This window comes from Bacillus sp. M6-12, from assembly GCF_002860285.1.
GTDB lineage: Bacteria > Bacillota > Bacilli > Bacillales > DSM-1321 > Peribacillus.
Window position 1 is genome coordinate 42,733 of record NZ_PGVF01000009.1, and the last position, 23,136, is coordinate 65,868.

Consider the following 23,136-nt stretch of genomic DNA (forward strand, 5'->3'; position numbering starts at 1 on the left):
GTTATTTGGGAGGACGGGGGAAACCAACAGCTTTATCCTTGCTGGTGCCCCTGCCATCTTTTAAGTTTATGTATGTTCCTTGTGAAAAGTTTAGCAACGAAATTTGGAAAACCAGATTCACATATTTTATTCTCTACAATCAATTTCATTTCGGCTGCCGAAAGCGCGGGCTGGACGAATTCACCGTTTACATAACAATGGCTGCAATACAGGTTGCTTTTTTGACCGTTATGTTCTGTTCCTCCGCCTTTTTTATCTTTTAATAAAGGCATTCCGCAGCTTTGGCAGTTTTTATATTTTTTCATAAAGTTTACCCTCCTATAATCTATTACAACTGTAAATTAATCATGTAGCATATTCAATATAATCTTTAGCAAGATAAGGATTATCAAAGAATTTCTGAATGAAAAAGCCGGCATGAAAGTTCATGCCGGTTCATTATACTTTAATTAATTCGTTGGCTAGCTGATTGCAGATGGTTTAACACGCCTGTAAAAGAAGATTCCGCTGGCGAGCAGGACTACCCCAAACATAAAGGTCTTTATATCTGCTGTTCCGGCAATAATGACCCAAATGGAATAAACCGTTGCAAGGATTGCAATTATACCATCAGCTATTCTGCTTCTGGAGTTTTTATAAGACTCTCCGGTCACAACCAGTTTAAGCTGAAACGCTGACGCAATGAAATAGGGAACAAGGTATGAAAGTGTTGCAATGTAAATAATAAAATCAAAGGCCGCAGAAATTGTATTAGAGATAGTTGAAAATATAAATAACTGGCCAAGGATATTAGTTAATACCAGCGAGAAGGCTGGTGTGCCTTGGTTGTTAACCTTTAAAAAGGAAGGTAAAAACAGCCCCTGCTTGGCAGCCTGGTAAGGAACCTCTGCGCTCAGCATTACCCAGCCGATAGTTGATCCAAATAAACTAATCAATCCAATTAAGGCAAGGATTTTTCCGCCGATTGGACCAAGAACGGTAGTGATGGCATCAATAAGCGGCTTTTCTGAAGCAATCAGCGCCTCCTGGTTTAACATGCCCATAACTAATGTACTGATGCCAATGTAGATGGCAAGTGCAATGAGTAATCCGAGAATGGTTGCCCTTTTTACATCCACTTGTTTTTTGGCACGGGAAGCGAATACCACTGCTGATTCTATCCCGACAAAAGCCCAAAGTGTAGTAACGGCAGCATTATTTATTTGTCCGTAAAAACTAATAGCCTGTCCGGCCTCATTGAATCTTGGCGCAACAAAAGGAATTATATTTGCTTTTTGGAATGCAAACAAACCAATTATGATAAACAAAAAGAATCCAATAACCTTTGCTGCTGTCGCAACAAAATTAAGTTTTCCAGCCCCTTCAATACCCTTCAGAATGATAAAGTGTGTGCTCCATAACAGTGCAGAACAAACAATGAATGTCAGAGCATTCCCTGCTTTTAAAGTAAATCCGCCAATTGTAAAGAGTCCAGCCTGATTTGTTAATACAGGGAAAAAAGTTGTTAAATAGCTGGCAAAAGTTGTTATAATTGCAATGTTACCCGCGAAATTTCCTATCCAATAACCCCATGATGCCATGAAGCCCGATAGGATAGATGCATTGCTGCCGGGCTTAAATAATTCCTTGGCATAGATTTGAGGGCCCCCGGTCAGCTTCGGCTTTCTTATAGCAAGATTTCCAAATACAAGTGCAATCATAAGGACCCCGAAACCTGTTACCAGCCATGCAGACATTACTCCCGCCGGACTGGCAACCTCAGCTAAAGAACGCGGCAGCATAAAAATCCCAGACCCGACCATATTTCCAACTACCAAGGCAGTTAAAATCCATAAACCGAGTTTACTGCTATTACCCATATTTTCATTTCTCCCTTCCAGTTATCCTCTTGATGCTCAATATAGGAGACTATCTTTATAATTTCCAAAAAAACACATAAAAAAACACACGCAGAAAATCGGCGTGCCCTTAAAAACCGAATCAGAAAATAAGGATAGTTCATCAATGGCAGCTGCCATGATAGTCCAGTACCTATCTGGACAGTCCCAGCTGCCACAGCCAGAGAACTGCGGCGGTTCGGCGATAAATCCTTTCATTTGAAATCATCAAGTTCCCTGACTCTCCTTCAAACTAATCATCATGATCGGGACCACTACCTCACCTGAGCTGATTTTATACAATTACCTGAATAAGAATACGATGATTCAATTAAAAAGTCAAATGGAAGAATTTAATAGGGTAAATGATGAAAACAGTGATCAAAAATCTTTTAAAAAGAGCTTTTATGTGATTTTACATAAAAATGGGATGTTTAAAGAGAAATCAGAAGGGTAAGCAATATATAGCTTGCTAACTGGCTAATTTACAACAAAGGAGGAGGGAAAAATGAATTCAATCAGCATCATGAAAACTTGATTTTTCCCTTAGTTAATATCCTGGCAAAGAATTATGCAATTATATGTATGACACTTTTTGAAATAATTCAGGTTATACAAAAAAAAATGTGTGTTTTCTAAGTATTATTACAAATTGTGAATCTTATCACAATGATTTTTTTATAGGTAAATATTTCACTTGCGGGAATAATAAAACTATATGTTAGTAAGCAAGTACATAGAAACGAGGCGATTTTTTTGATCACATTCCAGCATGTCGGCAAAAAATACCCAGATGGGTTTGTTGCTTTAAAAGACATTGATTTTGAGATAAAAGAAGGTGAGCTGGTCGCATTAATTGGTCCCAGCGGCTGCGGAAAAACCACTACAATGCGAATGATTAACCGGCTGATCGAGCCGAGCAGCGGGAAGATATTAATAAAGGGCGAGGATATCTCCAATATGGACAAGGTCCAGTTACGCAGGAACATCGGCTATGTTATCCAGCAAATTGGCCTTTTGCCGCATTTAACAATAGAGGAGAATATAACGCTTGTTCCAAGACTAAAGGGCTGGGAACCTAAGCGATATGAAAGCAAGGTCGATGAGCTGCTGAATTTAGTAGGCTTAAACCCTGAAGAATATAAATCTCGTTTTCCCTCTGAATTGAGCGGAGGGCAGCAGCAGCGTGTTGGGGTTATCCGTGCATTGGCTGCAGAGCCGCCAATCATTCTTATGGACGAGCCGTTCAGCGCACTTGACCCGATAAGCCGTGAGCAGCTCCAGGATGAACTGGTCAATTTGCAGGAAGGCATAAAGAAGACCATTGTCTTCGTAACCCATGATATGGACGAAGCGATTAAAATTGCGGATCGGATTGCTATTATGAAGGATGGGGAAATCGTCCAGTTTGATACTCCTGAAAGAATTCTGCGCCACCCTAAGAACGAGTTTGTCAAAGGGTTTATTGGCGAAGACAGACTCGAGTCAGGTGAAAATGCTGTCCCGATAGCAGAAGAATTAATGCTGAAGAGAGTTATAACTGCAAGGCCCACAAGAGGACTGGCTCAGTCTTTAAAAACAATGAATAATTATAAAGTCGATAGCTTGTTAGTAACGAACCAGCATAATGAATTGCTTGGAATTGCAACGATTGAGAATGTCGAACGCCATTATGCTGAAGAAGAGAAAACCCTAGCTGACATCATGGCAACCGATTATCCAACAGTGGAAGCGGGAAGTCCGTATACAGATGTTGCAGAAATTTTTGCCCGCGGTGCTTCGGTTATTCCTGTTCTTCAAAATGGAAAATTAGTCGGGCTTATTACCCGTTCAACTATGATGAGGGGCTTGGCAGGCATGAAAATAACTCCGCCAGTTCCTGTGGAAGGAGCTGCTGCAATTGAATGATCAAAATTTTTTCACTATGTTAATTGATATTTTTAGAACCCGCTGGGGCGAAATTCTGGAAGCGCTGCAGCAGCACTTATTTTTATCGATTGTTTCCATTGTACTCGCAACGCTTATCGCTATTCCGTTAGGTATTTTTATTGCGAGAAGAAGGAAATTTGCAGAACCAATCATAGGTGTAGCATCAATTTTTCAAACAATTCCTAGCTTAGCGCTGTTTGGATTTTTGCTCCCGTTATTTGGTATTGGGAATATCACGGCTATTATTGCTCTAACGATATACGCCCTTCTGCCAATTTTGAGAAACACCTATACCGGTATTACAGGTGTGGAACAATCAGCTGTCGAAGCTGGACGCGGTATGGGGATGACTAAAAATCAAATTCTGAGGATGATTGAAATCCCGCTCGCCTTGCCAATTATAATGGCAGGCTTGCGCACTGCTACTGTCCTGACAATCGGGGTAGCAACGCTGGCAGCCTTTATCGGTGCAGGCGGACTGGGTGATATTATTTACAGGGGATTATCGACTGCCAGAAATGAGCTTGTGCTTGCAGGTGCCATCCCGGCAGCTGTTCTGGCTATAGTGATTGATCTTATTTTAAAACGGATTGAAGTGGCAACAGATCCCAGGTCAGGGAAGAAGTTCTCATGGAAAAAAGCTTCTCTTGTATTAGTCCCAGTTGCAGCACTATTGCTGTTTTTTGGACTTAGAGGAGGAGCTGAAGATAACACCGTCGTTGTTGCAGGGAAAAAATTTACCGAGCAGTATATACTGCCTTACATAATCTCTGAATATGTGAAGGAAAAAACAGATTATAATGTCGAGGTTCGGGAAGGGCTTGGAGAGACACCAATCATGACCCAGGCTGCGGAAAACGGTGATGTTGATATTTTTGTAGAATATACTGGAACAGGCTTGATGACGATATTAAAGGAAAAATATAATCCGGATGATACTCCGGATGCGATTTATGAGAAAGTGAAAAAAGGCTACAGCGAGGAGCTAGGCTTAGAATGGATGAAGCCGCTTGGATTTGAAAACACATACGCCCTTGCCTTTAATCCTGAAACATACAAGCAATTGAGGGTTAAGACGATATCTGAAATGGCTCCCATTGCCTCTCAGATCACATTTGGCGGGCCTACAGATTTTTATGAACGGGAAGACGGCTTCCCCGGTTTGTCTAAAACATATAATCTGCAATTTAATGAAAAAAGAAGTCTTGATCCAAATCTAATGTACACTGCAGTAAAAGAAGGCGAAGTTGATGCTATTCCAGCATTTACGACGGATGGCAGGATTGTCCGTTTTAACCTTAAAACCGTAAAGGACGACAAAAAGTTCTTCCCGCCGTATTATGCGGCTCCGGTTGTCCGCAAGGAAGCCTTGGAGGAATTTTCGGAACTGAAGGATGTCGTAAACCAGCTGGGGGATAAAATATCCGAGGAAGAAATGGCAGAAATGAACGCAAAGGTAGACCTTGATAAAGAAGAACCCCGGGATGTAGCGAGGGAGTTTTTAAAGAAAAAAGGTCTAATAAAATAAAGGAAAGAGGATGCTCCCCGGAGGGCATCCTCTTTTTGTGGTCCTGTTTGGACATACATACAGCTAACCTTTGATTTTTTGCTTCTTCATCCGGTCCAGCAAAAAACCGCCCTTAAAGCGTCTTGGTTCGTAGGAAATGATAAACGCTTTCGGCTCAAATTTTTCAACCGTTGCAATCAGTTCATCCTCACGATTTCGTTTTGTTAATATTTCTAAACGATAGCGCTCGCTATCTCTTCCTTCACCAATATAAAGGGTGACACCGAAGCCATTCGTTCGTAAGGTTGAAATTAATTCTTCATTTTTTGTCTGGGTGTTTACCGCTACATTGATATAGCCAATGGCAAGCTTTTGTTCTATTTTCGTTCCAAAAATAATGCCAATCCCAAAACCTACGGCATACACGATCATCGCCAGAAAGCTCTGATCTCCGCTGAATACAAGCGATAGACCAAAAACATAAATCAGCATTTCAAAAATCCCGATAATCGAAGCTAAAACTGTAATATTCTTCACCAAAAATATAGTTCTCAGTGTTAAAAGGGGAACATACAGAAGCTGCAGCAATAAAATAAGAATGATTTCCTTCACCTTTACACCTCACATCATTTACTCAACACTTTCATTAATATAATCCAAAATATTCATTCTTTCAATGAATGTTATTAAGACTATCTGCTGGGAAATTTAGCAAATAAATTTTTTAAATGAATATAGGAGCGATATCGGATAAAAAGGATTAGCAATATTAAGTTATCAGGTAAACATTTCTTCCCTTTTTAGTATTTTTTTCCTAAGATAGTGAGAGAAACTAAAAAGAGATGTGATTGCCAGGATGAAAAGAATTTTATATATTGAAGATGATTATGATATTGGACTTGTAACAAAGGAATACTTGCGGGAAAAAGGATTTAGCATAGAGTGGCTTCAGTCCGGTGAAGGTGCTGTTGAAGTGGTTAAGGATTTTGATTTGGTTATCCTCGACGTAATGCTGCCTGGCCTGGATGGATTTACAGTTGGCCAGCGGCTAAAACAAGAGGCTCCGGAGGTACCGATATTGATGCTTTCGGCAAGGACAGCGGTGGATGATAAGCTGCAGGGATTAAAATTTGCCGACGATTATTTAACAAAACCGTTCCATCCCCGGGAACTGGCTGCCAGGGTGGAGGTTTTGCTGCGAAGGTTTGGACTGCCATCAGTTAGCACCATTACACTAAAGCATATAAAAGTAATTCTGGAAGAAAATCGCATTATAGATGTGCGCACTGGCGGGGAAGTCATCTTAACAGGAAAACAATACCAGATCTTTATGTATTTGCTGCGGCATCCTAACCAGATCCTAACAAAAGAGCAAATATATGAAGCGGTTTGGGGTAACCCTTATTTCGAAGGTGATAAAAACACACTAATGGTCCATATTCGGTATCTGCGTGAAAAGCTTGAACTGGATCCAGGGTCTCCGGAAATCATTGAAACTATCCGCGGCATCGGGTATCGGGTAAAGCAATGAAGCTCAAAAACTCACTATTGTCCAAATACCTGCTGATTATCTTTATTGCCATTATTTTAGTGCCAGCTTCCATGCCGGTATTTTCTATTATTTTCTATATGCCCGCAATTGAAGGTCCAAACATCTACCAGAACGGAACGGATCTTGAAGAGATGTGGCAGAACGAAGCCAAAAAGCTGACGGGAGCCTCAAATGAACAAATAAATAAAAGGTTAATGCAGATAAAGCAAGAGTATCAAAAAGCAACCGTATTTTGGGTGGACCAGTCAGGAAAGTCAATGTTTAAACAGCCGGATGATGTAAGAGTTCCGGACAGCTGGAATCCAGCCTATACGATTGATTTTATGAAAAAAAGCAGGGGGCTTAAGGCTGACCCATTTACAGTTGTCGCCTTAATTGGTGATGAACAGGATCAGGGCTTCATGGTTTTTCAGGTTCCAAGGTCGGAGATGAAGGCTCCAGGTGAAACTGTTGCCGAACGTTATTCGTATTTAATGATCCTCGGTGTACTTTTTATCCTGCTGTTTTTCATTTTCATATCATGGATTTTCTTCTCTAAAATCAGAAAGCGGCTCCTTCGCCTTCAGGAAGCGATGACAGAAACGTCGGCCAACGGTATCCCGCCCGCCATTGAAGTGGATAAGCCGGATGAAATCGGACGGCTTGTGGCTGCATTTAATAGTATGATTATTCAGCTTGAAGAAAGCCGAAGCAGGGAAAAAGAAGAGGAAGAATTAAGGCGTCAGCTTATCGCCAATCTATCCCATGATTTACGGACGCCGCTTACGGCTATCAGGGGCCATGCGTTTGCGCTTAAAAATGAAATAATCAGTAAAAAAGGGCAGCATTCATTGGAGTTGATAGATAATAAGATAGGCTATCTTGATCAGCTGATTGACAACCTGCTTTCGTATACCCTGCTCACTTCAGGGAAATACCCTTACAATCCGGTAAATACGGATATTGTCAGAGTTCTAAGAACATCTTTTGCCGGATGGTATCCTGTTTTTGAAGATCAAGGCTTTCAAATTGAGCTGAATATACCAGAGCATCCCCTTTATTGGGAAGTCGATCTACAGTGGATGGAGCGGGTTCTGGACAACCTTTTTCAAAATATTAACCGCCATGCCAGGGATGGAAAATACATTGCCATTATGGCCGATGTTAACAAACAGGCCATAACCATTGCAGATAAGGGACCGGGCATGACAGGAGAATCAGAGGGAAAGGGAGCGGGAGTCGGCTTATCAATCATTTCTCTTATGCTAAAGGAAATGAAGCTCAATTGGAGCATCGAAAGTGATGAAAAAGGAACACGGAATATTATATATAAATGAAAAGGATGTCCCTTCAGCCTGGGACATCCTTTTCATATGGGTTTATTTCTCGTTAATAAGCTTTTCCAGTTCATTGAGGGTTTCCTCAAACACTGTCATCGCTTCGTCGATAGGCTTGGATGAAGACATATCAACTCCCGCTCCTTTTAAGATGCTAATAGGGTCAGATGAGCCGCCAGCCTCCAGGAATTTTTCTTTAATCCTTTTAACTGCTGGTGCACCCTGCTGCAATAGCTGCTTGGAAAGGGCAGCAGAGGCTGCAAAGCTTGTAGCATACTGATATACATAGAATTTATGGTCATAAAAATGGGGAATGCGTGCCCATTCCATTGCAATCTCTTCATCAGCCGCCATTCTCTTTCCATAATACTTTTTATTAATCTCACCATATACCTTTTTCAGGGTTGCAGCGTTAATCGATTCACCTTTTTGCTCGAGCTCATGGATGGCTTTTTCAAATTCCGCAAATTGAGTTTGGCGGAAAAGAGTGGTCCGAAAGTTTTCCAGCCTCTGATTTAACAGGCGCATTTTTTCCGCTTTTGTTTTTGCTTTTTTATACTCGCTGTTCCAAAGCAGGTTTTCGTTCAGCGTAGAAGCTACCTCTGCTGTAAATGTGGCATAACCGGATGTTAAATAAGGCTGTTCCTTTTTAGATAAGTAAGAATGGGCTGCATGACCCAGCTCATGCGCAATGGTGGCTACATCTCCTTTTGTGCCCTGGTAGTTCAGTAAAAGGTATGGATGAGTATCATAGGCACCCCACTGGTACGCTCCGCTCTTTTTATCATCTGTTGAATAAACATCCACCCATCCGCCACCGAATGCTTCTTTAAGTATTTTTGCATAATCATCGCCAAGAGGCTTTAAGCCTTCCATTACTTGTTTCTGGGCCTCTTCGTATGAAATATACTTTTCTTCTGCATCTACGATAGGTGTATAGATATCATACATATGCAGTTCATCGACACCAAGCATCTTTTTTTTCAAATCCATATAGCGGTGCATTAAAGGAAGGCCTTTTTTTACGGAATGGATAAGCTGATCGTACACCTTAACAGGGATATCATTAGGAATCAGCGCTGCCTCAAGGGCTGACTTATAATTTCTCACATCTGCCCTGATATTATGGGATTGTACATGGGAGCTCAGCGACTGGGCAAAGCTGCCCTTGAACTTTTCTAGTGTTCCATAATAAGCTTCATATGCCTGCTTCCTGACGTTGCGGTCCTTACTCTCCATAAATGAAATAAAATTGGTTTGTGTCAACTGGACTTCCTTGCCGTCAGAATCTGTTATTTTAGGGAACTTTATCTCTGTAGAAAGCCTGGAATAAACGTCAGAACCTGTCGATGAAAGCGGCGATAATTTTGCAAGAAGCTCTTCTTGATCCTGTGATAAAGTATGTGACTTGGTCCGAATGATATCAGACAAAACATATTTATAAGCAGAAAGGGATTTATCCTGCAGATATTTATTCATTTGTTTCGTTGGGATTTCTACTACCTCTGGGCTGAACCAGGCTGTGTTTTCGGAAACAGCTGTGGCCATTTTTTCAGCTCGGTCAAGAGCCGCCTGGAGGTCAGGATTGGTTAAATTAACGTCTGCATTTAAATTGGCATATACGAAGGCTTTATCCTGTATCCGAGATAAAGTGCTGTAATCCTCCAGCGCCTTTTTTAAAATAGCAGCCGATTTCGCTAATTTCCCCTGATAGTTCTTTTTGAATACTCCAGATAAAAGTTCTGCTTTTTTAATATCTGCTTCCCATCTTGCTTTGCTTGAATAAATATGGTCAGTCTTCCATTTATATTGAGCAGGAATTTCTGCCCGTGTCATATAACGTGGCTGTTGCTGAGTCTCCTGTGCCTCTGTGGGAGCCGGATTAGTCACATTCAATGGAATAACGGTTGAGAGTGAGATCACTGTGGCAGCCACTGAAACGATAACCTTTTTTTTCAATTGACTTCCTCCATCCAAATTAGTTAGCGGTAAAAAAAACACTAGCAGGTGCCTGAAATTTTTGAGCAATTAATGATTTTTTTCATTCTCCAAGGCGTTCCTATTAGCTGTGGCTTATTTTTCCTGTTCTGTTTAAAACATATACATCCTTAAAGCTGAACAACAAATTTAAGCTGATTTTAATGTTCCTTAACCTTGAATTTAATTTTCCGAGGATAACATGGTAAACGAGGTGAAGGAAGATGAGCGAATTGATTGTTGAAACAAAACAATTAACTAAAAAATTTGGAAAGAGCATAGTCGTAGATAATGTGGATCTAAAGATTAAAAAAGGAGAGATATATGGTTTTCTAGGTCCAAATGGAGCAGGGAAAACGACAACCATTCGAATGCTTTTGGGGCTTGCCAAACCGACAAAAGGCTCTGTTGAAATTTTCGGCAAGGACCTTAAACAAGAAAAGCTGCCGATCTTAAAAAAGGTAGGTTCCCTGGTAGAGTATCCATCTTATTATGGACATTTGACAGCTATTGAGAATCTCGAGGCGATCCGCCGCTTATTGGATGTGCCAAAATCGAGAATTGAGGAAGTTCTTTCGATTGTTAGGCTATCTAAAGATGCCAGCCGGCCAGTGCAAGGATTTTCGCTGGGAATGAAGCAGCGGCTAGGAATTGCGGCAGCACTGCTTGGCAAACCTGAACTGCTGATTTTGGATGAACCGACTAACGGCCTTGATCCTTCCGGTATATTGGAAATCCGTGAGCTAATTAAAAGCATGCCATCTGAAAACGGAATGACAATTCTCGTATCCAGCCACTTACTGTCTGAAATAGACCAAATGGCTACACAAGTCGGGATCATAACCAAAGGATCGATGATCTTTCAGGATTCCATAGAAACATTAAGAAAAAGGTCACATAGCAAAATCGCCATTAGGGTGAACGAGGCTGAAAAGGCTTGGAGATTTCTTTTATCAAAAGGCGTGCAGGCGGAGATTGAGAAATCCAGCTTACTGCTGAATGGTTCAAGTGACAATGTGGTGGCGGGCGTTATTGAAGATCTTGTAATGAATAAATTCTCTGTTTACCGGGTTGAGGAAAATAAAAAGTCGCTCGAAGAAATCTTCCTGGAACTGACAGGCGGGGGAGGGAGTCTGTAATGGTTCAGATTCTGTCATCTGATTTTTTGAAAATTAAAAGGAAAATGATTTGGTTTCTCGTCTTTTTGGGGCCTATCGGAGTAATTGGCCTGGAAGCTTTAAATTTTGGACTTCGTTATGAGTACTTAACGGACAGATACAAGAATGATTTATGGGGTGGCTTGATTGGCGAGGTTCGTTTCTTAAGTATCCCAGCATTAATGATTGGGTTGACGATTATCATTTCGATGATTGCCAATGTAGAGCATCAAACAAACTCATGGAAACAATTGCTTGCTTTGCCGATAACCAAGTTCAAGGTCTTTACATCCAAATTTCTGCTGGCATCCATCTTGCTCTTCGTTTCCTGTACACTTTTATTTGTCGGAACTATTCTATTCGGTGTGATTATTAAATATGGAACAGATATTCCATTAGTCAATTTGCTAAAAATAATTTATTATCCATTTCTGGCTGCCATGCCATTTATTGCACTGCAAACCTGGATTTCGATTACATTCAAGAATCAGGCGAATGCGCTAACCATCGGTATTTTAGGGACAGTACTATCATTATATTCGATTAGTTTCCCTGATTGGGTGCCGTACAAATGGCCTTTGCTGGAGAATCACTGGGGCGGACCAATTTATTCTGTGATAGCTGGCGTACTTTTAGGGCTGGCAGTTTACCTTGCAGGTCTTACCGATTTTACAAGAAAGGAAGTGAAATAATATGTGGAACCTGTTCCGTGCGGAATGGCTAAAGCTTAGAAAAACATCTATCTGGCAGTTAGTATTTGTCAGCCCCATATTAGCTTCAATGACTGGATTTACGGATATTGGAGCAGAAGGGGTGAACACTTGGGCTGTTGCGCTGTCCTTGATGGGCCTTGTTCACGCATTATTATTTTTGCCTTTGCTGACAGGAGTGTTCTCTGCTTTTGTTTGCCGATATGAACATTTGAATGGCGGCTGGAAGCAGTTATTATCCTTGCCTGTTCCTCGATCAAATATATATTTGGTGAAATTTATGCTTGTAATGGGTTTAATTGCAATATCTCAATTGCTGATTTTGGGGGGTTTGCTTCTTATTGGACAGCTGAAGGGATTTAGTGAGCCAATTCCCTGGGAAATTGTGCTGAAAAGCCTGGCTGGGGGATGGGTTGCGTGCCTGCCGGTAGCGGCTCTCCAAATGATCGTATCTGTAGCATGGTCAAGTTTTGCAGCACCGCTTGCGATTAATGTCATTTTTACATTGCCTAATATCCTCATCTCCAACTCAGAGCGATTTGGACCATACTATCCGTGGAGCCAGCCCTTTCTTACAATGATGCCGCAGACAGATCAAAGCTTCGGCGCATTGAATGTATCCCTGGAAACATTATTAATTGTTATCCTTGGGAGCTTCATTATGTTCTTCGCTGCTGGATTTTTATATTTTCAGAGGAAGGAGATTTAAAAAAGGGGAGAGTAAAAAGGCATAAACGAGAATGGGAGATTAATTCTTTAAGGGCAGAGGAAGTAACAATCAGCGGATTATACTGATGAAATAAAAAGGCCATCCGAAATACGAATGGCTGGCCTTCTCCTTATTCAGCTGCTGATAACCATTCTGCTGGCTGCGATGACGGTTAGCAATCATTTAAACTGAGTCAGGTACCGTCTGTGATTTTTGCTTACTGTTAACAAACAAAATACTAATTACTATTAATATCAAACCAGCTAATAAATTAAGTGTTAAATGCTCTTTTAACAAAATAGAACTGCAAAGGATTGCAACAAGCGGAATGAGGAATGTGAATGAGCCAACTTTGCTTGCTTCTCCTGAGCCGACAAGTGTAAAAAATGCCAGCCATCCGAATGCAATTACAAATGTAGAGATAAATAAAAGGTTTGTTATAAACGGCATCTCCCACTGGATATTAGACCAGCTTTCAACGCTGGAACCTACACTTATTAAAAAAAGACCGCCCATCATAAGCTGCGATGTAACCATCCAAATCGAATCAACACGGTCACCTGTCTTTTTAACATAAACCGTGCCCAATCCCCAGGATAATGCAGAGCCAAGAGCAAGAATAATGCCAAGAGCCGAAATGTCACCAGTAAATCCGCTTGCACTTATAATTGCTACTCCTGCGAAGCCAAGGATTAAACCAATAATTTTCAGCCCATACATCGGTTCTCCCAGCCAAATCCAAGAGAAAATCCCAAGTAAAACTGGCTCCAGGAATACAATCGCAGAAAACAGCCCTGCTGGTGCATAACCAAGACCAACTGTTTGAAGACCGTAAAACAGAATGATATTAAGAAAAGCAGAAATCAGGTAAATATGCCATGTTTCTTTAAAGTGAAGGCTTTTATATTTCGGAAGTGCAAAAATAAGTAAAATAAGACCGCCCAAGAAAGTTCTAATACCGGCAAATAATAACGGTGGAGTATAGCTGAGTGCCATCTTTGATAATGGCCAATTGACCCCCCATACAATCACAAGAAAAGTAAGAAGTAAGGCTGTATTTGTTCGCGAAAGTGGTTTCATTGTGTGCCTCCTTGAGTAAGTAACTAAACAATCATACTCCTATACAAATTAATAAAACAAGATAAATGCTCGCTTTTAGACATTGGTGTAGTAACAAGCTCAGGAATGTTTTAGCTTCCACTATTAATATTTATACAATCGTTTTTTACGTGAAATTCTTAAAACTGGCATAGATAGGAGAGAGAATTTAAGAGGGGACCGTTAGGAACAGCAAGAGTTGGTTTAAAGAGGACTGCCAATAAATTCATACTTTTGACAGCATGAAGAAAAGCCAGTCACTGGTGACCGGCTTTTTTTGTTGGTTCGCTGCCATCCATTTATTAAGACCAAGGCTTCCACCATTTCTTTTCGTTCTTGGCTGCAGCTGCTGCTTCCCTGAAGCTTGTGACCATGCCATGGAATGCTTCTTCTCTTTCCCGGATAACACTGGTTAATTCTTTGAGATTTTGATTCATAGTATCCACAAATGCTTCCTGATCGCGGTTTAAAACCCGAGCAACAGTATTGAGTTCCTTCTGGGCAGACTTAACGTCCTGGGAGACCTTTGCCATTAAATTTTTGTAATCTCTCGTTGTTGTCTTAGAGTTTTCGCTCAGCCGTTTTGTAATTTTATCAGAGGTTGCCTCCGAGGCCTTGACGATGTCGGACGTAAGGGTTTCGAATGTTTCAGAAGTGCGTTCCGAAGCCTTCACAATCTCTGCTGAAAGGGTTTCGAATGTTTCGGAAGTGCGTTCTGAAGCTTTCGCAATGTCTGCTGAAAGGGTTTCGAATGTTTCGGAAGTACGTTCTGAAGCTTTCGCAATGTCTCCAGAAAGGGCTTCGATTGTTTCGAAAGTACGTTCCGAAGAAGTCGCAACCGTGTGCGCCAGTTCCCGGACCTCCGACTTTGTTTTTTCATTTGATCTTTGAATAGATTTAGACAATCCTTGCACCGTTTGCAAGCTGCCTAGCGTAATTTCTTTTTTTACTTGTTCGATAATCTCATTGCGATTGTGCTGCATCACATCTTTTATTTCTGTAAGCATATGCTGCCGATAGGACTCCATAGCCGCAAAGATTTCTTCGACATTTGGCAGGCTGGCGGGTGAAGCAGGCTGTTCAACAGTCACGGCCGTTTTATTTGCAACCGCTGGCATTGAGGTTTTGGAAGATTCCGCAGCAGCTTCGGACAACTCAGAGTTATGCTTTTCTAACAGCTTGCGGATCATATCTTTACTCAGGTTGTTCGCACGCATTTCTTTTACCTTTTCAAGAAGGGCGATTTCAGTCTGGGTATAGAAGCGTGCACCCTGTTTTGAACGGGGAACGTGAATCAAACCCTGTAAATCCTTTTCCCACTGCCGGATAGTTCCGGTGGGAATATTAATTTTTTTGGAAACATCTTTAATTGAATAGGCACGCAGAATTTGATTAGTAGCCATTTTAGCTCTTCCTTTCATTACCTTTATAATAGAATAAATTCAATGTAAGGGTATATTCTGCAAAGCTTTTACCTTTTTCCTGCCAGGTGACAAAAGCTCCTAAAAGATGTTATATATCTTCAAAACTATGTAAAAATCAGCAATTTATTACACTGTAGATGTGAGAGCTATAGATTGTTTTTACTAAAAAAAATTAACAAATGACTCATTAACTTAAATTTAAATGGAAACTTTTGCAATTGTCTGTCGATATATAGATTATTACAATGAAAAGAGGGGAAATTTTGAAGTTTTCAACAGTAAAAGCCAAGACAATTCTTACTATCCTGCCAATCACAATACTCATCTTTGGTGCTCTTATGGCTTTTTCCTATTTTAAGTCAAAGGATGAATTGCAAAAAGAAATTGAAGACAAGGCACACCAGCAATTAGCTTTTGTAGCAACCAGCATTGACCGGGATTTGACTGCCCATAGCAAACTGGCCGAAGCGACAGCGAAAACAGTAGAATCAATGGGTGCTTCTGTGCCGCTTGAACAGTACCAGAATCTGCTTAAGAAAAACGTCACAGCAAATGAAAGCACCTTTGCTCTGGGGCTTTTTTTTGCACCGGGAAAATATAAAAAGGAGCTTCAAAGATTTTCAACGTATGCTTTCAAAAATAATGGCAAGGTGGATATTACCGAAGAGTTCAATAATTTAGACTATCATAACGAGCAGTGGTGGAAAGACGGAGAAAGTACCAAAAATACATTTGTATATACTGCCCCCTACTATGACAAAACTTCCGATGAAACAATGGTCAGTTCGATGGCGCCTTTTTATGACAGCAGTAATCAGTTAGCGGGAATGATAGGCGGGGACATTAGCATAAGTCAGGTGGAAGAGTTAATTAAGAAAGTAAAAGTTGGACAAACAGGTACCGCCTTCCTTGTTGACCAAACAGGGACTTATCTTGCCACGCCTGATTCAAAAAAGATTTTAAAGATAAACATTAAACAGGATTCTAATAAAAGTTTGGCATCATTGGCAGAGCAAATTATACAAAAAGAACAATTCAAAAGCATATTTTCTCTCGGCAAGCAGGGGAAAGCGTACATATATACGAATAAAATCCCCCAAACTGGGTGGACGCTTGGGATCATTCTCCCCGAAAAAGAATTGCTAAGTGCGGTTGACTCGCTGCTTATCAATATGGCAGTTATTGGGGCGGTTGGTTTATTGGTACTGGCCATTGTCATTTATTTATATGGTAATTCTATTTCCAGGAAAGTAAAAAAAGTAAATGATTTATCTATCGTTATGGCGAAAGGTGATTTTACCCACACATTAGATATGAAATCCAATGATGAATTCGGGCAGATGGCTCTAAACTTTAATGAAATGATCACAAATATTAAATCAGTTTTGCAGCAAATCTCCGCTACCTCCCAAACAGTTGCAGTAACGTCTGAACAGCTTACGGTTGGGGCCGCGGAAACAAGCACAGCGGCAGAACAAGTTACCTACTCAATCCAGGATGTAGCACAAGAGGCAGAAAGCCAATTGCAGGCTGCGATTGAAAATGAGGAAACTGTAAATGAATTGGAGAAGGGGATTTCAAAAATCGTTGATTCCTCAAATCATATTTATGACTCTGCAAGCCTCGTTACCAAACAAGCTGAAGAAGGGAATATGACCATCCAAAAAACTGTCCACCAAATTAATTTTATTAATCAATCAACTGTTGAGACAGCAGGAATTGTTGATGAACTTGGGAAAAGCTCACAGGAAATTGGCGCGATTGTTTCTGTAATAACAGATATTGCAGAACAAACAAATTTGCTTGCCCTAAATGCCTCCATTGAAGCTGCAAGGGCTGGGGAACATGGAAAAGGTTTCGCAGTGGTGGCGGAGGAGGTACGAAAGCTGGCAGAGCAGTCCAAAGAATCCGGCCAGCAAATCGCAGGATTAATCAATAGAATTCAAAACGATACAAAAGTTGCGATTACTTCAATGAATAAGGGGAAAACGGAAGTAGAAATGGGAATGAGGGTAGCCCAAGAAGCTGGAGATGCCTTCCAAAAAATCCAGGATGCAATTGAGCAAGTGAATGGAAAAATTCAAGAGTCTGCCGGATATACATCTCAGATTTCTTCTACTACACTAAAGGTAGCAAATACATTTAAAAAAGCTTCAGAGAATGCACAAAAAACCTTATTAAATACCCAGACAGTTGCTGCATCTTCTGAAGAGCAGCTGGCATCGATGCAGGAAGTAACAGCGTCTGCAACATCAATGAGTGAAATGTCTCATGACCTCAAAAATACAATTAACAAGTTTAAAATTTAAAAGTTATTGAGCCAGTCCGCCGGCGCAGCAGTGCATTGGGGACTGGCTATTTTTTTGCTATTCTTCCAATACGTCTATTGCTACTACTCGTCTTTCATCATGGTTGCCTCTGGCACTGACTGTTGCCAAGCTTCCAGTATCATCGATTCCTTCAATCCAGACTGGAACTCCATGGTAATGAACTGCAATATCATCTTTAGATCCGATTATTTCTTTTACACGATTAAGATCCATGTAATCACCTCATTGTTAAGTATCTTCTGTAAAGGGTTTATTTATTATTTATGGTTTTGTTCAAAAAATTAAAATCTATTTATAAATTTATTAAGTATTAATAGAAAGTATAAATTTGAATCACATTGTGTTATGCCTTGTGAGTATGGAGAAGTCCAATCCGATAAATAAATGAATTTCGGTATATATTTAGAGCTATCTGTTTGACTTAAATTCAAATCGTTCTGTAACAATTACCTCCCATCCTCCAAAAAGTTTGGCAAAGAAAAGGTCTGTAATTTTATCAGAATAATCTACCCATTCAGATAGTTATTTGATATACTTTTCTGTAAGTGAATATATGCAGGTAAAGGTGCCTATGCAGGGGAACGAATAGCTTCCTTCTGCACAGGCACCTTTTTGCTTGCAAAAAATTATTGCACTAAGAAGAAACATTATCTTGTTATTAAACCGAAATAAAAGGAAACTCAAGTTTCTTATTTTAGCAAAATAAGAAACTTGCGGATTTGCTCAAACTCTGAGCCTTAATAAGCGGCTAATCATAATTTCGACTACAAATGTTTAAGCAACATCCAATATTTGCAGTTTCGTTTTTTGTTTGCTGGTCTGTAACCGCTTACCTATTTATTCAATTCTTATACTTTTCAGCCATTTATAGAAAGGAGTCATTTAAATGAAATATAGCTGTCAATTAAAAAACCAAAATTACCAGTTTAAATCCGTAACGGAGATACTGGCAAAAGCGAGCGAAGAGAAGTCAGGTGACAAGATGGCCGGGATTAGTGCTCATTCTGCCCTTGAAAGAATGGCAGCCAAGGTGGTATTAAGTGAAATGCCTCTAAAAGAGATATATGAAAATCCTGTTATCCCTTATGAGAAAGACGAAGTTACCCGCCTTATCTATGATGATGTAAACGAATACATATATAAGGAAGTAAGTAATTGGACGGTAGGTGAGTTAAGGAATTATATTTTGTCCCATTCAACAGAATCCTCCCAGCTTTTTCGCCTGAGTAAAGGTTTAACAAGTGAAATGATCGCAGCAGTAGCTAAGCTTATGTCAAGTATAGACTTGGTAATGGCGTCTCAGAAAATCAGGCCGACTGCTCACTGCAATACAACAATTGGTGAGCCTGGCAGGCTTGCTTTTCGGTGTCAGCCGAACCATCCAACCGACAATCCCGTTGGTATTCTTGCTTCTTTAAAAGAGGGCTTATCGTACGGCTCAGGTGATGCCGTCATTGGAGTGAATCCCAATAATGATTCGGTTGAGTCCGTGTCAAGGATACTCCATATGACTAATGACTTCATGACAAAGTGGAATATCCCTACCCAGAATTGCGTACTGGCCCATATCACTACCCAAATGCAGGCTTTGAAAAAAGGTGCCCCGATTGCCTTAATGTTCCAAAGTCTTGCTGGAACTCAGTCTGCCAACAACGATTTTGGAGTTTCGAAAGAAATTATTGACGAGGCATATGAACTAATGGCAAAGTACGGTACCTCCGCAGGTCCAAATCAGTTGTATTTTGAAACAGGACAAGGCTCAGAAGTATCCCTTGACGCACATCATGGAGTGGATATGCAGACATTGGAAGCACGGACATATGGATACGCCCGCCATTGGAAGCCTTATATGGTTAATAATGTTTCTGGTTTTATTGGACCTGAAACGATTTACGATGGTAAACAGGTGATCAGGGCGGATTTAGAAGATTTATTTATGGGTAAGCTCCATGGGCTTCCAATGGGAATCGCTCCTACATATACAAACCACATGCAGGCAGACCAGAATGATCAGGAAATCGCCGGTATGCTCACCGCTCTCGCGGGTGCAAATTTTTATATGGGTGTGCCTGGCGGGGATGACGTAATGCTAAGCTATCAGGACACAAGCTATCATGACGACGCCAGCTTGCGGGAAATGCTGGGATTGCGCCCATTAAGGGAATTTGAAATCTGGCTCGAAAAGATGGGCATTATGGAAAATGGGCGTCTCACAAATTATGCGGGAGACTTATCTATTTTTGATTAGGGAATTTACATTAAGGCATTCTTGTAATTTCACTGCTAATTGATGCAAGATTAAAGGTCACAAAGACCTTGCTGCAGTACGGTACACACTTAGGTTAAGTACACTTGATAAAAAGATAAAAACGAAAGAAAATTTATATAGTTAAATAAAGGAGGCTTCTGCAATTTGGATATCAATTCTATTGTTGAGCAAGTCATAAAGGAGCTTGAGAAAGCAGAAAAGCAGCCACACGAGAGACGGGTTTCTCATGGTTCCAGCCAGCAATTAACTTCAGTAACAAAGAATTCTTCTGAAGGAATCCGTTCAATTACATTTAAAAAGGAAAAAAGAGTCACAGTAGATAACCCACAAAACCTTCAGACGATTGAACAAGTACAGGCAATAACTCCGGCGAGAATTGGTATAGGCAGGGCAGGCACCAGGATGAAAACTAAAAATTATCTCGAGTTCCTAATTGACCACGCTGCTGCGCAGGATGCAGTTTTTAAAGATGTTTCTGAGGAGTTTATCAAAGGATTGAATCTACCTGTCCTTCATTCAAGAGCGGAAACGATGGAAGAGTACTTAATGAATCTGGAATCAGGTCGAAAGTTAAAGAAAGAGTCAGCTGCTTGGGCAGCAGCAAACCTGCCTAAAGATAAGCAAATACAGATCGTTATTTCTGATGGGCTAAGCTCAGCGGGAATTGAAGCTAACATACCCGACATGCTTCCTGCACTTTTACAAGGTTTAAGAGTTAAAAATCTTTCGGTTGGTGACCCTGTTTTTATTAAAAGAAGCCGTGTATGGATCCAAGATGAAATAGCTTCGATAGTAAATTGTGATGTCGTCATTTCATTAATTGGGGAGCGGCCGGGTTTAGCAACTTCAAGAAGTATCAGTGCTTATTTAATCTATCGTCCAAATGAAAATACCGTGGAGGCAGACCGTACAGTTATTTCCAATATTCATGACGGCGGAATACCGCCTGTTGAAGCAGGTGCTTATTTAGCAGACATTATCGCTGATGTATTAAAGTTAAAAGCAAGCGGAGTAAAATTTGCACAACTCAAAGAAGTTTAACTAAGACCCGAGCTTTAAAGTGTGTTTATTATCACTATTATAATAGTAGTGACGGCATTGACAAAAAATGGAGAGAAAAATATAATATTCATTATATTCACTATTTTTCACCCGGGAGTAAGTCAATGATTGAAACTACGAGTTCAATAGATTCGTTATGTAAATTACATACTAATCTAACTGAAATAGACATTGAAAAGATTAAAATTATTGCAGAAAATCTGCCTTTGATTGCAGATTTGAATCAGGCAAATATGTTTATTGATTGTCTTACGAAAGAAGGAAAACATGCTATTGTTGTGGCTGAAGCAAGTCCAACAACCGCAAAATCAGTTTATCAGAAACAAGTGGCAGGGAAGTTTGCATACGAAGCGTTCGAACCTGCTGTTTTTTTTACTTTGAAAACTGCAAAGCCTATTCTTCAGAACAGGGCTCTTACACAGGAAGGAAAGACTGTGGAGCAAAGTGTGGTACCTGTAATAGGTGCTGGAAATCGAATTATCGGTGCATTAATTATGGAAAAGGATATAAGTGAAAAACTGCAGCATCAATTTAAGATTGAAGCTTTATCTGAAGCTACTGAAACATTGAGTGAAATTCTGATTGGGATGACTGAGGACAGGCCGATTATCCCGGAGGTCATGCAGGAGTCATTATTCTTTATTAACTCTGAAAAACTTATTTTATACTTTAACCCGGCGGCCATTAACCTTATATTTGAGTTGTGCTCCGCTGAGTGCAGAGTTGGCGCTTCCATTTACGAATACTTTTCCAGTTTAGATGATATTATTGACCATCAAGATGAACTGCTGATGCGGGAGATAAGCCTGGATAACAAAGTTTTTCAATTGAAAAAGATAAGATTAGATCAGAACGGGAAATCTAATGGAATGTTTTTGATTTTTCGCGATATAACAGAGCTTCGTCAGAAGGAACGTGAATTGATTGTAAAGTCTGTAGCCATTCGCGAGATACACCATAGAGTAAAAAATAACCTCCAAACCGTTGCCAGTCTATTGCGGCTCCAAATGAGAAGAGGCGTTCCCGACGAAAGCAAGGTACATTTTATTGAAAGCCTCAATCGTGTTTTAAGTATTGCTGCAGTGTATGAACTTATCCTATCAAACTCCAGTGTAGATGATGTTGAGATTCGCAGTTTAACAGAAAAGATTGGCAATATGCTTGTTTACAGTGAGGACCATGAAAACACCGAAATTACAATTGAATATTCAGGTCCGCGTCTTGAAATCAAGTCTAATGTTGCCGTTTCTTTAGCACTTGTTATTAATGAATTGATTCAAAATTGTATAAAACATGCTTTTCGTTCTGTTTTGAAAGGAAGGATAGACGTTTCTTTTGTTCACAATGATAGCCACATAGAAGTGCTTGTAAAAGACGATGGAGACGGATATTTACCGGATGCCAAGCCATCATTAGGTCTTGATATTGTAAAAATGATGATCGAACATGATTTATCAGGAGAATTCACTATCCAGCGAGCTGAAATAGGCACGATAGCGTCCGTTAGATTTCCTCACGGAAAGGGGGCGTTACATTGACGAAGAGGCTAATGGTAGTAGAGGATGAGTCAATAGTAAGGTTAGATATTGTAATGATGTTAAAAGATGCCGGGTACGATGTAGTTGCAGAGGCAGGTGACGGCGAGAAAGCAGTTGAACTGGCATATACGCTTAAACCCGATCTTGTCATTATGGATATCAAAATGCCAAAGTTAAACGGGCTTAAAGCAAGTGAAATTATATCAAATAAATTTCATATTCCAATATTGTTAGTAACAGCATACAGCCAGCGCGATTATATTGATAAAGCAAAACAGGCTAATATATTAGGTTATTTAGTAAAGCCGATATCAGAAGCAAGTTTAATTCCTGCTGTGGAAATCGCATTAAAACAAGCGGAAAATGCAAGCGCCTACAAAGAGAAAGTCGATGAGATGCATATGGAGCTGAAAATCCGAAAACTTGTGGAGAAGGCCAAAGGTCTGTTGATGAAAAAGCTGGATCTTTCGGAAGATGCTGCCTATAATCGGATGCGGAAGCTAAGCATGAACAAACAAGTGCCTCTTGAAACGGTCGCAAAACAAATTATCTCAAAATATAGGCAAGATTCTAAAAGTGAATAGAAGGGCAAAGGTGCTTCAGAAAGTTTTATCATCGATAAAACTGCAGGGCACCTTTCTGTTTTTTTAGGGGTAGATAGAAAATCTTGTAGATAATTAC

19 protein-coding genes, 1 pseudogene and 1 riboswitch are annotated in these 23,136 nt (G+C 40.3%); of the genes and pseudogenes, 13 read left to right on the forward strand and 7 right to left on the reverse strand.

Annotated elements, in window-relative coordinates; translation table 11 throughout:
* Nucleotides 1–32: 32 nt before the first annotated feature.
* Nucleotides 33–305 carry a zinc ribbon domain-containing protein gene (locus CVD28_RS11985; protein ID WP_101592611.1) on the reverse strand — a complete coding sequence of 91 codons (273 nt, stop codon included), beginning with the start codon at nucleotides 303–305 and terminating at the stop codon, nucleotides 33–35.
* Between the two features lie 156 nt (nucleotides 306–461).
* Nucleotides 462–1,859 carry an amino acid permease gene (locus tag CVD28_RS11990; RefSeq protein WP_101592612.1) on the reverse strand — a complete coding sequence of 466 codons (1,398 nt, stop codon included), beginning with the start codon at nucleotides 1,857–1,859 and terminating at the stop codon, nucleotides 462–464.
* A gap of 127 nt (nucleotides 1,860–1,986) precedes the next feature.
* A riboswitch (Lysine riboswitch) is annotated at nucleotides 1,987–2,163 on the reverse strand.
* A 470-nt stretch (nucleotides 2,164–2,633) separates the two neighbouring features.
* Here CVD28_RS11990 and CVD28_RS11995 point away from each other — a divergent pair.
* Together CVD28_RS11995 and CVD28_RS12000 are read left to right on the forward strand one after the other, a co-directional pair.
* Complete coding sequence (locus tag CVD28_RS11995) at nucleotides 2,634–3,785, forward strand: ABC transporter ATP-binding protein (protein WP_101592613.1); 1,152 nt, start codon at nucleotides 2,634–2,636, stop codon at nucleotides 3,783–3,785.
* On the forward strand, nucleotides 3,778–5,334 hold the full coding sequence (locus CVD28_RS12000; protein ID WP_101592614.1) for a glycine betaine ABC transporter substrate-binding protein: 1,557 nt from the start codon (nucleotides 3,778–3,780) through the stop codon (nucleotides 5,332–5,334). Before CVD28_RS11995 ends, CVD28_RS12000 begins: the two co-directional genes overlap by 8 nt.
* Nucleotides 5,335–5,397: 63 nt before the next feature.
* On the opposite strand, the gene CVD28_RS12005 is transcribed toward CVD28_RS12000, so the two are convergent.
* Complete coding sequence (locus CVD28_RS12005) at nucleotides 5,398–5,925, reverse strand: DUF2179 domain-containing protein (RefSeq protein ID WP_101592615.1); 528 nt, start codon at nucleotides 5,923–5,925, stop codon at nucleotides 5,398–5,400.
* A gap of 244 nt (nucleotides 5,926–6,169) precedes the next feature.
* Here CVD28_RS12005 and CVD28_RS12010 point away from each other — a divergent pair, with 244 nt between their 5' ends.
* A complete protein-coding gene (locus CVD28_RS12010) occupies nucleotides 6,170–6,844 on the forward strand; it encodes a response regulator transcription factor (RefSeq protein ID WP_101592616.1) in 675 nt (224 codons plus the stop codon).
* A complete protein-coding gene (locus CVD28_RS12015; protein WP_101592617.1) occupies nucleotides 6,841–8,181 on the forward strand; it encodes a HAMP domain-containing sensor histidine kinase in 1,341 nt (446 codons plus the stop codon). The genes CVD28_RS12010 and CVD28_RS12015 overlap by 4 nt, the downstream gene beginning before the upstream one ends.
* Before the next feature lie 42 nt (nucleotides 8,182–8,223).
* Here CVD28_RS12015 and pepF read toward each other — a convergent pair whose 3' ends face one another.
* Nucleotides 8,224–10,140: an oligoendopeptidase F gene (gene pepF / locus CVD28_RS12020; protein WP_101592618.1), complete on the reverse strand. Its 1,917-nt coding sequence runs from the start codon at nucleotides 10,138–10,140 to the stop codon at nucleotides 8,224–8,226.
* Nucleotides 10,141–10,382: 242 nt separating this feature from the next.
* Here pepF and CVD28_RS12025 point away from each other — a divergent pair, with 242 nt between their 5' ends.
* Genes CVD28_RS12025 through CVD28_RS12035 form a run of 3 tightly spaced genes read left to right on the forward strand, consistent with a single transcriptional unit; the run spans nucleotide 10,383 to nucleotide 12,734 of the window.
* Nucleotides 10,383–11,297 carry an ABC transporter ATP-binding protein gene (locus CVD28_RS12025; protein ID WP_101592619.1) on the forward strand — a complete coding sequence of 305 codons (915 nt, stop codon included), beginning with the start codon at nucleotides 10,383–10,385 and terminating at the stop codon, nucleotides 11,295–11,297.
* Nucleotides 11,297–12,007 (forward strand): ABC transporter permease, encoded by a 711-nt coding sequence (locus tag CVD28_RS12030; protein ID WP_101592620.1) that lies wholly within the window; start codon nucleotides 11,297–11,299, stop codon nucleotides 12,005–12,007. Before CVD28_RS12025 ends, CVD28_RS12030 begins: the two co-directional genes overlap by 1 nt.
* A 1-nt stretch (nucleotide 12,008) precedes the next feature.
* On the forward strand, nucleotides 12,009–12,734 hold the full coding sequence (locus CVD28_RS12035) for an ABC transporter permease (RefSeq protein ID WP_101592621.1): 726 nt from the start codon (nucleotides 12,009–12,011) through the stop codon (nucleotides 12,732–12,734).
* A 183-nt stretch (nucleotides 12,735–12,917) separates the two neighbouring features.
* On the opposite strand, the gene CVD28_RS12040 is transcribed toward CVD28_RS12035, so the two are convergent.
* Together CVD28_RS12040 and CVD28_RS12045 are read right to left on the reverse strand one after the other, a co-directional pair.
* Nucleotides 12,918–13,814, reverse strand: coding sequence for a DMT family transporter (locus CVD28_RS12040; RefSeq protein WP_101592622.1), 897 nt, complete (start codon nucleotides 13,812–13,814; stop codon nucleotides 12,918–12,920).
* A gap of 320 nt (nucleotides 13,815–14,134) precedes the next feature.
* Nucleotides 14,135–15,235, reverse strand: coding sequence for a MerR family transcriptional regulator (locus CVD28_RS12045; protein ID WP_180954136.1), 1,101 nt, complete (start codon nucleotides 15,233–15,235; stop codon nucleotides 14,135–14,137).
* A 359-nt stretch (nucleotides 15,236–15,594) separates the two neighbouring features.
* Here CVD28_RS12045 and CVD28_RS29440 point away from each other — a divergent pair.
* Both CVD28_RS29440 and CVD28_RS29445 read left to right on the forward strand, forming a co-directional pair.
* Nucleotides 15,595–16,623, forward strand: a pseudogene (locus CVD28_RS29440) (cache domain-containing protein); the annotation flags it as partial.
* Nucleotides 16,618–17,565, forward strand: a complete 948-nt coding sequence (locus tag CVD28_RS29445; protein ID WP_441296804.1) for a methyl-accepting chemotaxis protein — start codon at nucleotides 16,618–16,620, stop codon at nucleotides 17,563–17,565. The pseudogene CVD28_RS29440 and the gene CVD28_RS29445, both read left to right, overlap by 6 nt.
* Nucleotides 17,566–17,622: 57 nt before the next feature.
* Here CVD28_RS29445 and CVD28_RS12055 read toward each other — a convergent pair whose 3' ends face one another.
* Complete coding sequence (locus CVD28_RS12055) at nucleotides 17,623–17,799, reverse strand: H-type small acid-soluble spore protein (RefSeq protein ID WP_101592625.1); 177 nt, start codon at nucleotides 17,797–17,799, stop codon at nucleotides 17,623–17,625.
* A 673-nt stretch (nucleotides 17,800–18,472) separates the two neighbouring features.
* Here CVD28_RS12055 and CVD28_RS12060 point away from each other — a divergent pair.
* The 4 genes from CVD28_RS12060 to CVD28_RS12075 all read left to right on the forward strand — a co-directional run bounded on the left by CVD28_RS12060 (nucleotide 18,473) and on the right by CVD28_RS12075 (nucleotide 23,039).
* Nucleotides 18,473–19,834 (forward strand): ethanolamine ammonia-lyase subunit EutB, encoded by a 1,362-nt coding sequence (locus CVD28_RS12060; RefSeq protein ID WP_101592626.1) that lies wholly within the window; start codon nucleotides 18,473–18,475, stop codon nucleotides 19,832–19,834.
* 165 nt (nucleotides 19,835–19,999) lie between these two features.
* Nucleotides 20,000–20,896 (forward strand): ethanolamine ammonia-lyase subunit EutC, encoded by an 897-nt coding sequence (gene eutC, locus CVD28_RS12065; protein ID WP_101592627.1) that lies wholly within the window; start codon nucleotides 20,000–20,002, stop codon nucleotides 20,894–20,896.
* 125 nt (nucleotides 20,897–21,021) lie between these two features.
* Complete coding sequence (locus CVD28_RS12070) at nucleotides 21,022–22,455, forward strand: sensor histidine kinase (protein WP_101592628.1); 1,434 nt, start codon at nucleotides 21,022–21,024, stop codon at nucleotides 22,453–22,455.
* On the forward strand, nucleotides 22,452–23,039 hold the full coding sequence (locus CVD28_RS12075) for an ANTAR domain-containing response regulator (protein WP_101592629.1): 588 nt from the start codon (nucleotides 22,452–22,454) through the stop codon (nucleotides 23,037–23,039). Before CVD28_RS12070 ends, CVD28_RS12075 begins: the two co-directional genes overlap by 4 nt.
* The last annotated feature ends 97 nt before the right edge of the window (nucleotides 23,040–23,136 follow it).

Coding starts and splice junctions, on each gene's coding strand:
- CVD28_RS12070 (WP_101592628.1), top strand. CDS start 21,022: ATGATTGAAACTACGAGTTCAATAGATTCGTTATGTAAATTACATACT.
- CVD28_RS12035 (WP_101592621.1), top strand. CDS start 12,009: ATGTGGAACCTGTTCCGTGCGGAATGGCTAAAGCTTAGAAAAACATCT.
- CVD28_RS12045 (WP_180954136.1), bottom strand. CDS start 15,235: ATGGCTACTAATCAAATTCTGCGTGCCTATTCAATTAAAGATGTTTCC.
- CVD28_RS11985 (WP_101592611.1), bottom strand. CDS start 305: ATGAAAAAATATAAAAACTGCCAAAGCTGCGGAATGCCTTTATTAAAA.
- CVD28_RS12055 (WP_101592625.1), bottom strand. CDS start 17,799: ATGGATCTTAATCGTGTAAAAGAAATAATCGGATCTAAAGATGATATT.
- CVD28_RS29445 (WP_441296804.1), top strand. CDS start 16,618: ATGATCACAAATATTAAATCAGTTTTGCAGCAAATCTCCGCTACCTCC.
- CVD28_RS12015 (WP_101592617.1), top strand. CDS start 6,841: ATGAAGCTCAAAAACTCACTATTGTCCAAATACCTGCTGATTATCTTT.
- CVD28_RS12030 (WP_101592620.1), top strand. CDS start 11,297: ATGGTTCAGATTCTGTCATCTGATTTTTTGAAAATTAAAAGGAAAATG.
- CVD28_RS12025 (WP_101592619.1), top strand. CDS start 10,383: ATGAGCGAATTGATTGTTGAAACAAAACAATTAACTAAAAAATTTGGA.
- CVD28_RS12040 (WP_101592622.1), bottom strand. CDS start 13,814: ATGAAACCACTTTCGCGAACAAATACAGCCTTACTTCTTACTTTTCTT.
- CVD28_RS12060 (WP_101592626.1), top strand. CDS start 18,473: ATGAAATATAGCTGTCAATTAAAAAACCAAAATTACCAGTTTAAATCC.
- CVD28_RS11990 (WP_101592612.1), bottom strand. CDS start 1,859: ATGGGTAATAGCAGTAAACTCGGTTTATGGATTTTAACTGCCTTGGTA.
- CVD28_RS12010 (WP_101592616.1), top strand. CDS start 6,170: ATGAAAAGAATTTTATATATTGAAGATGATTATGATATTGGACTTGTA.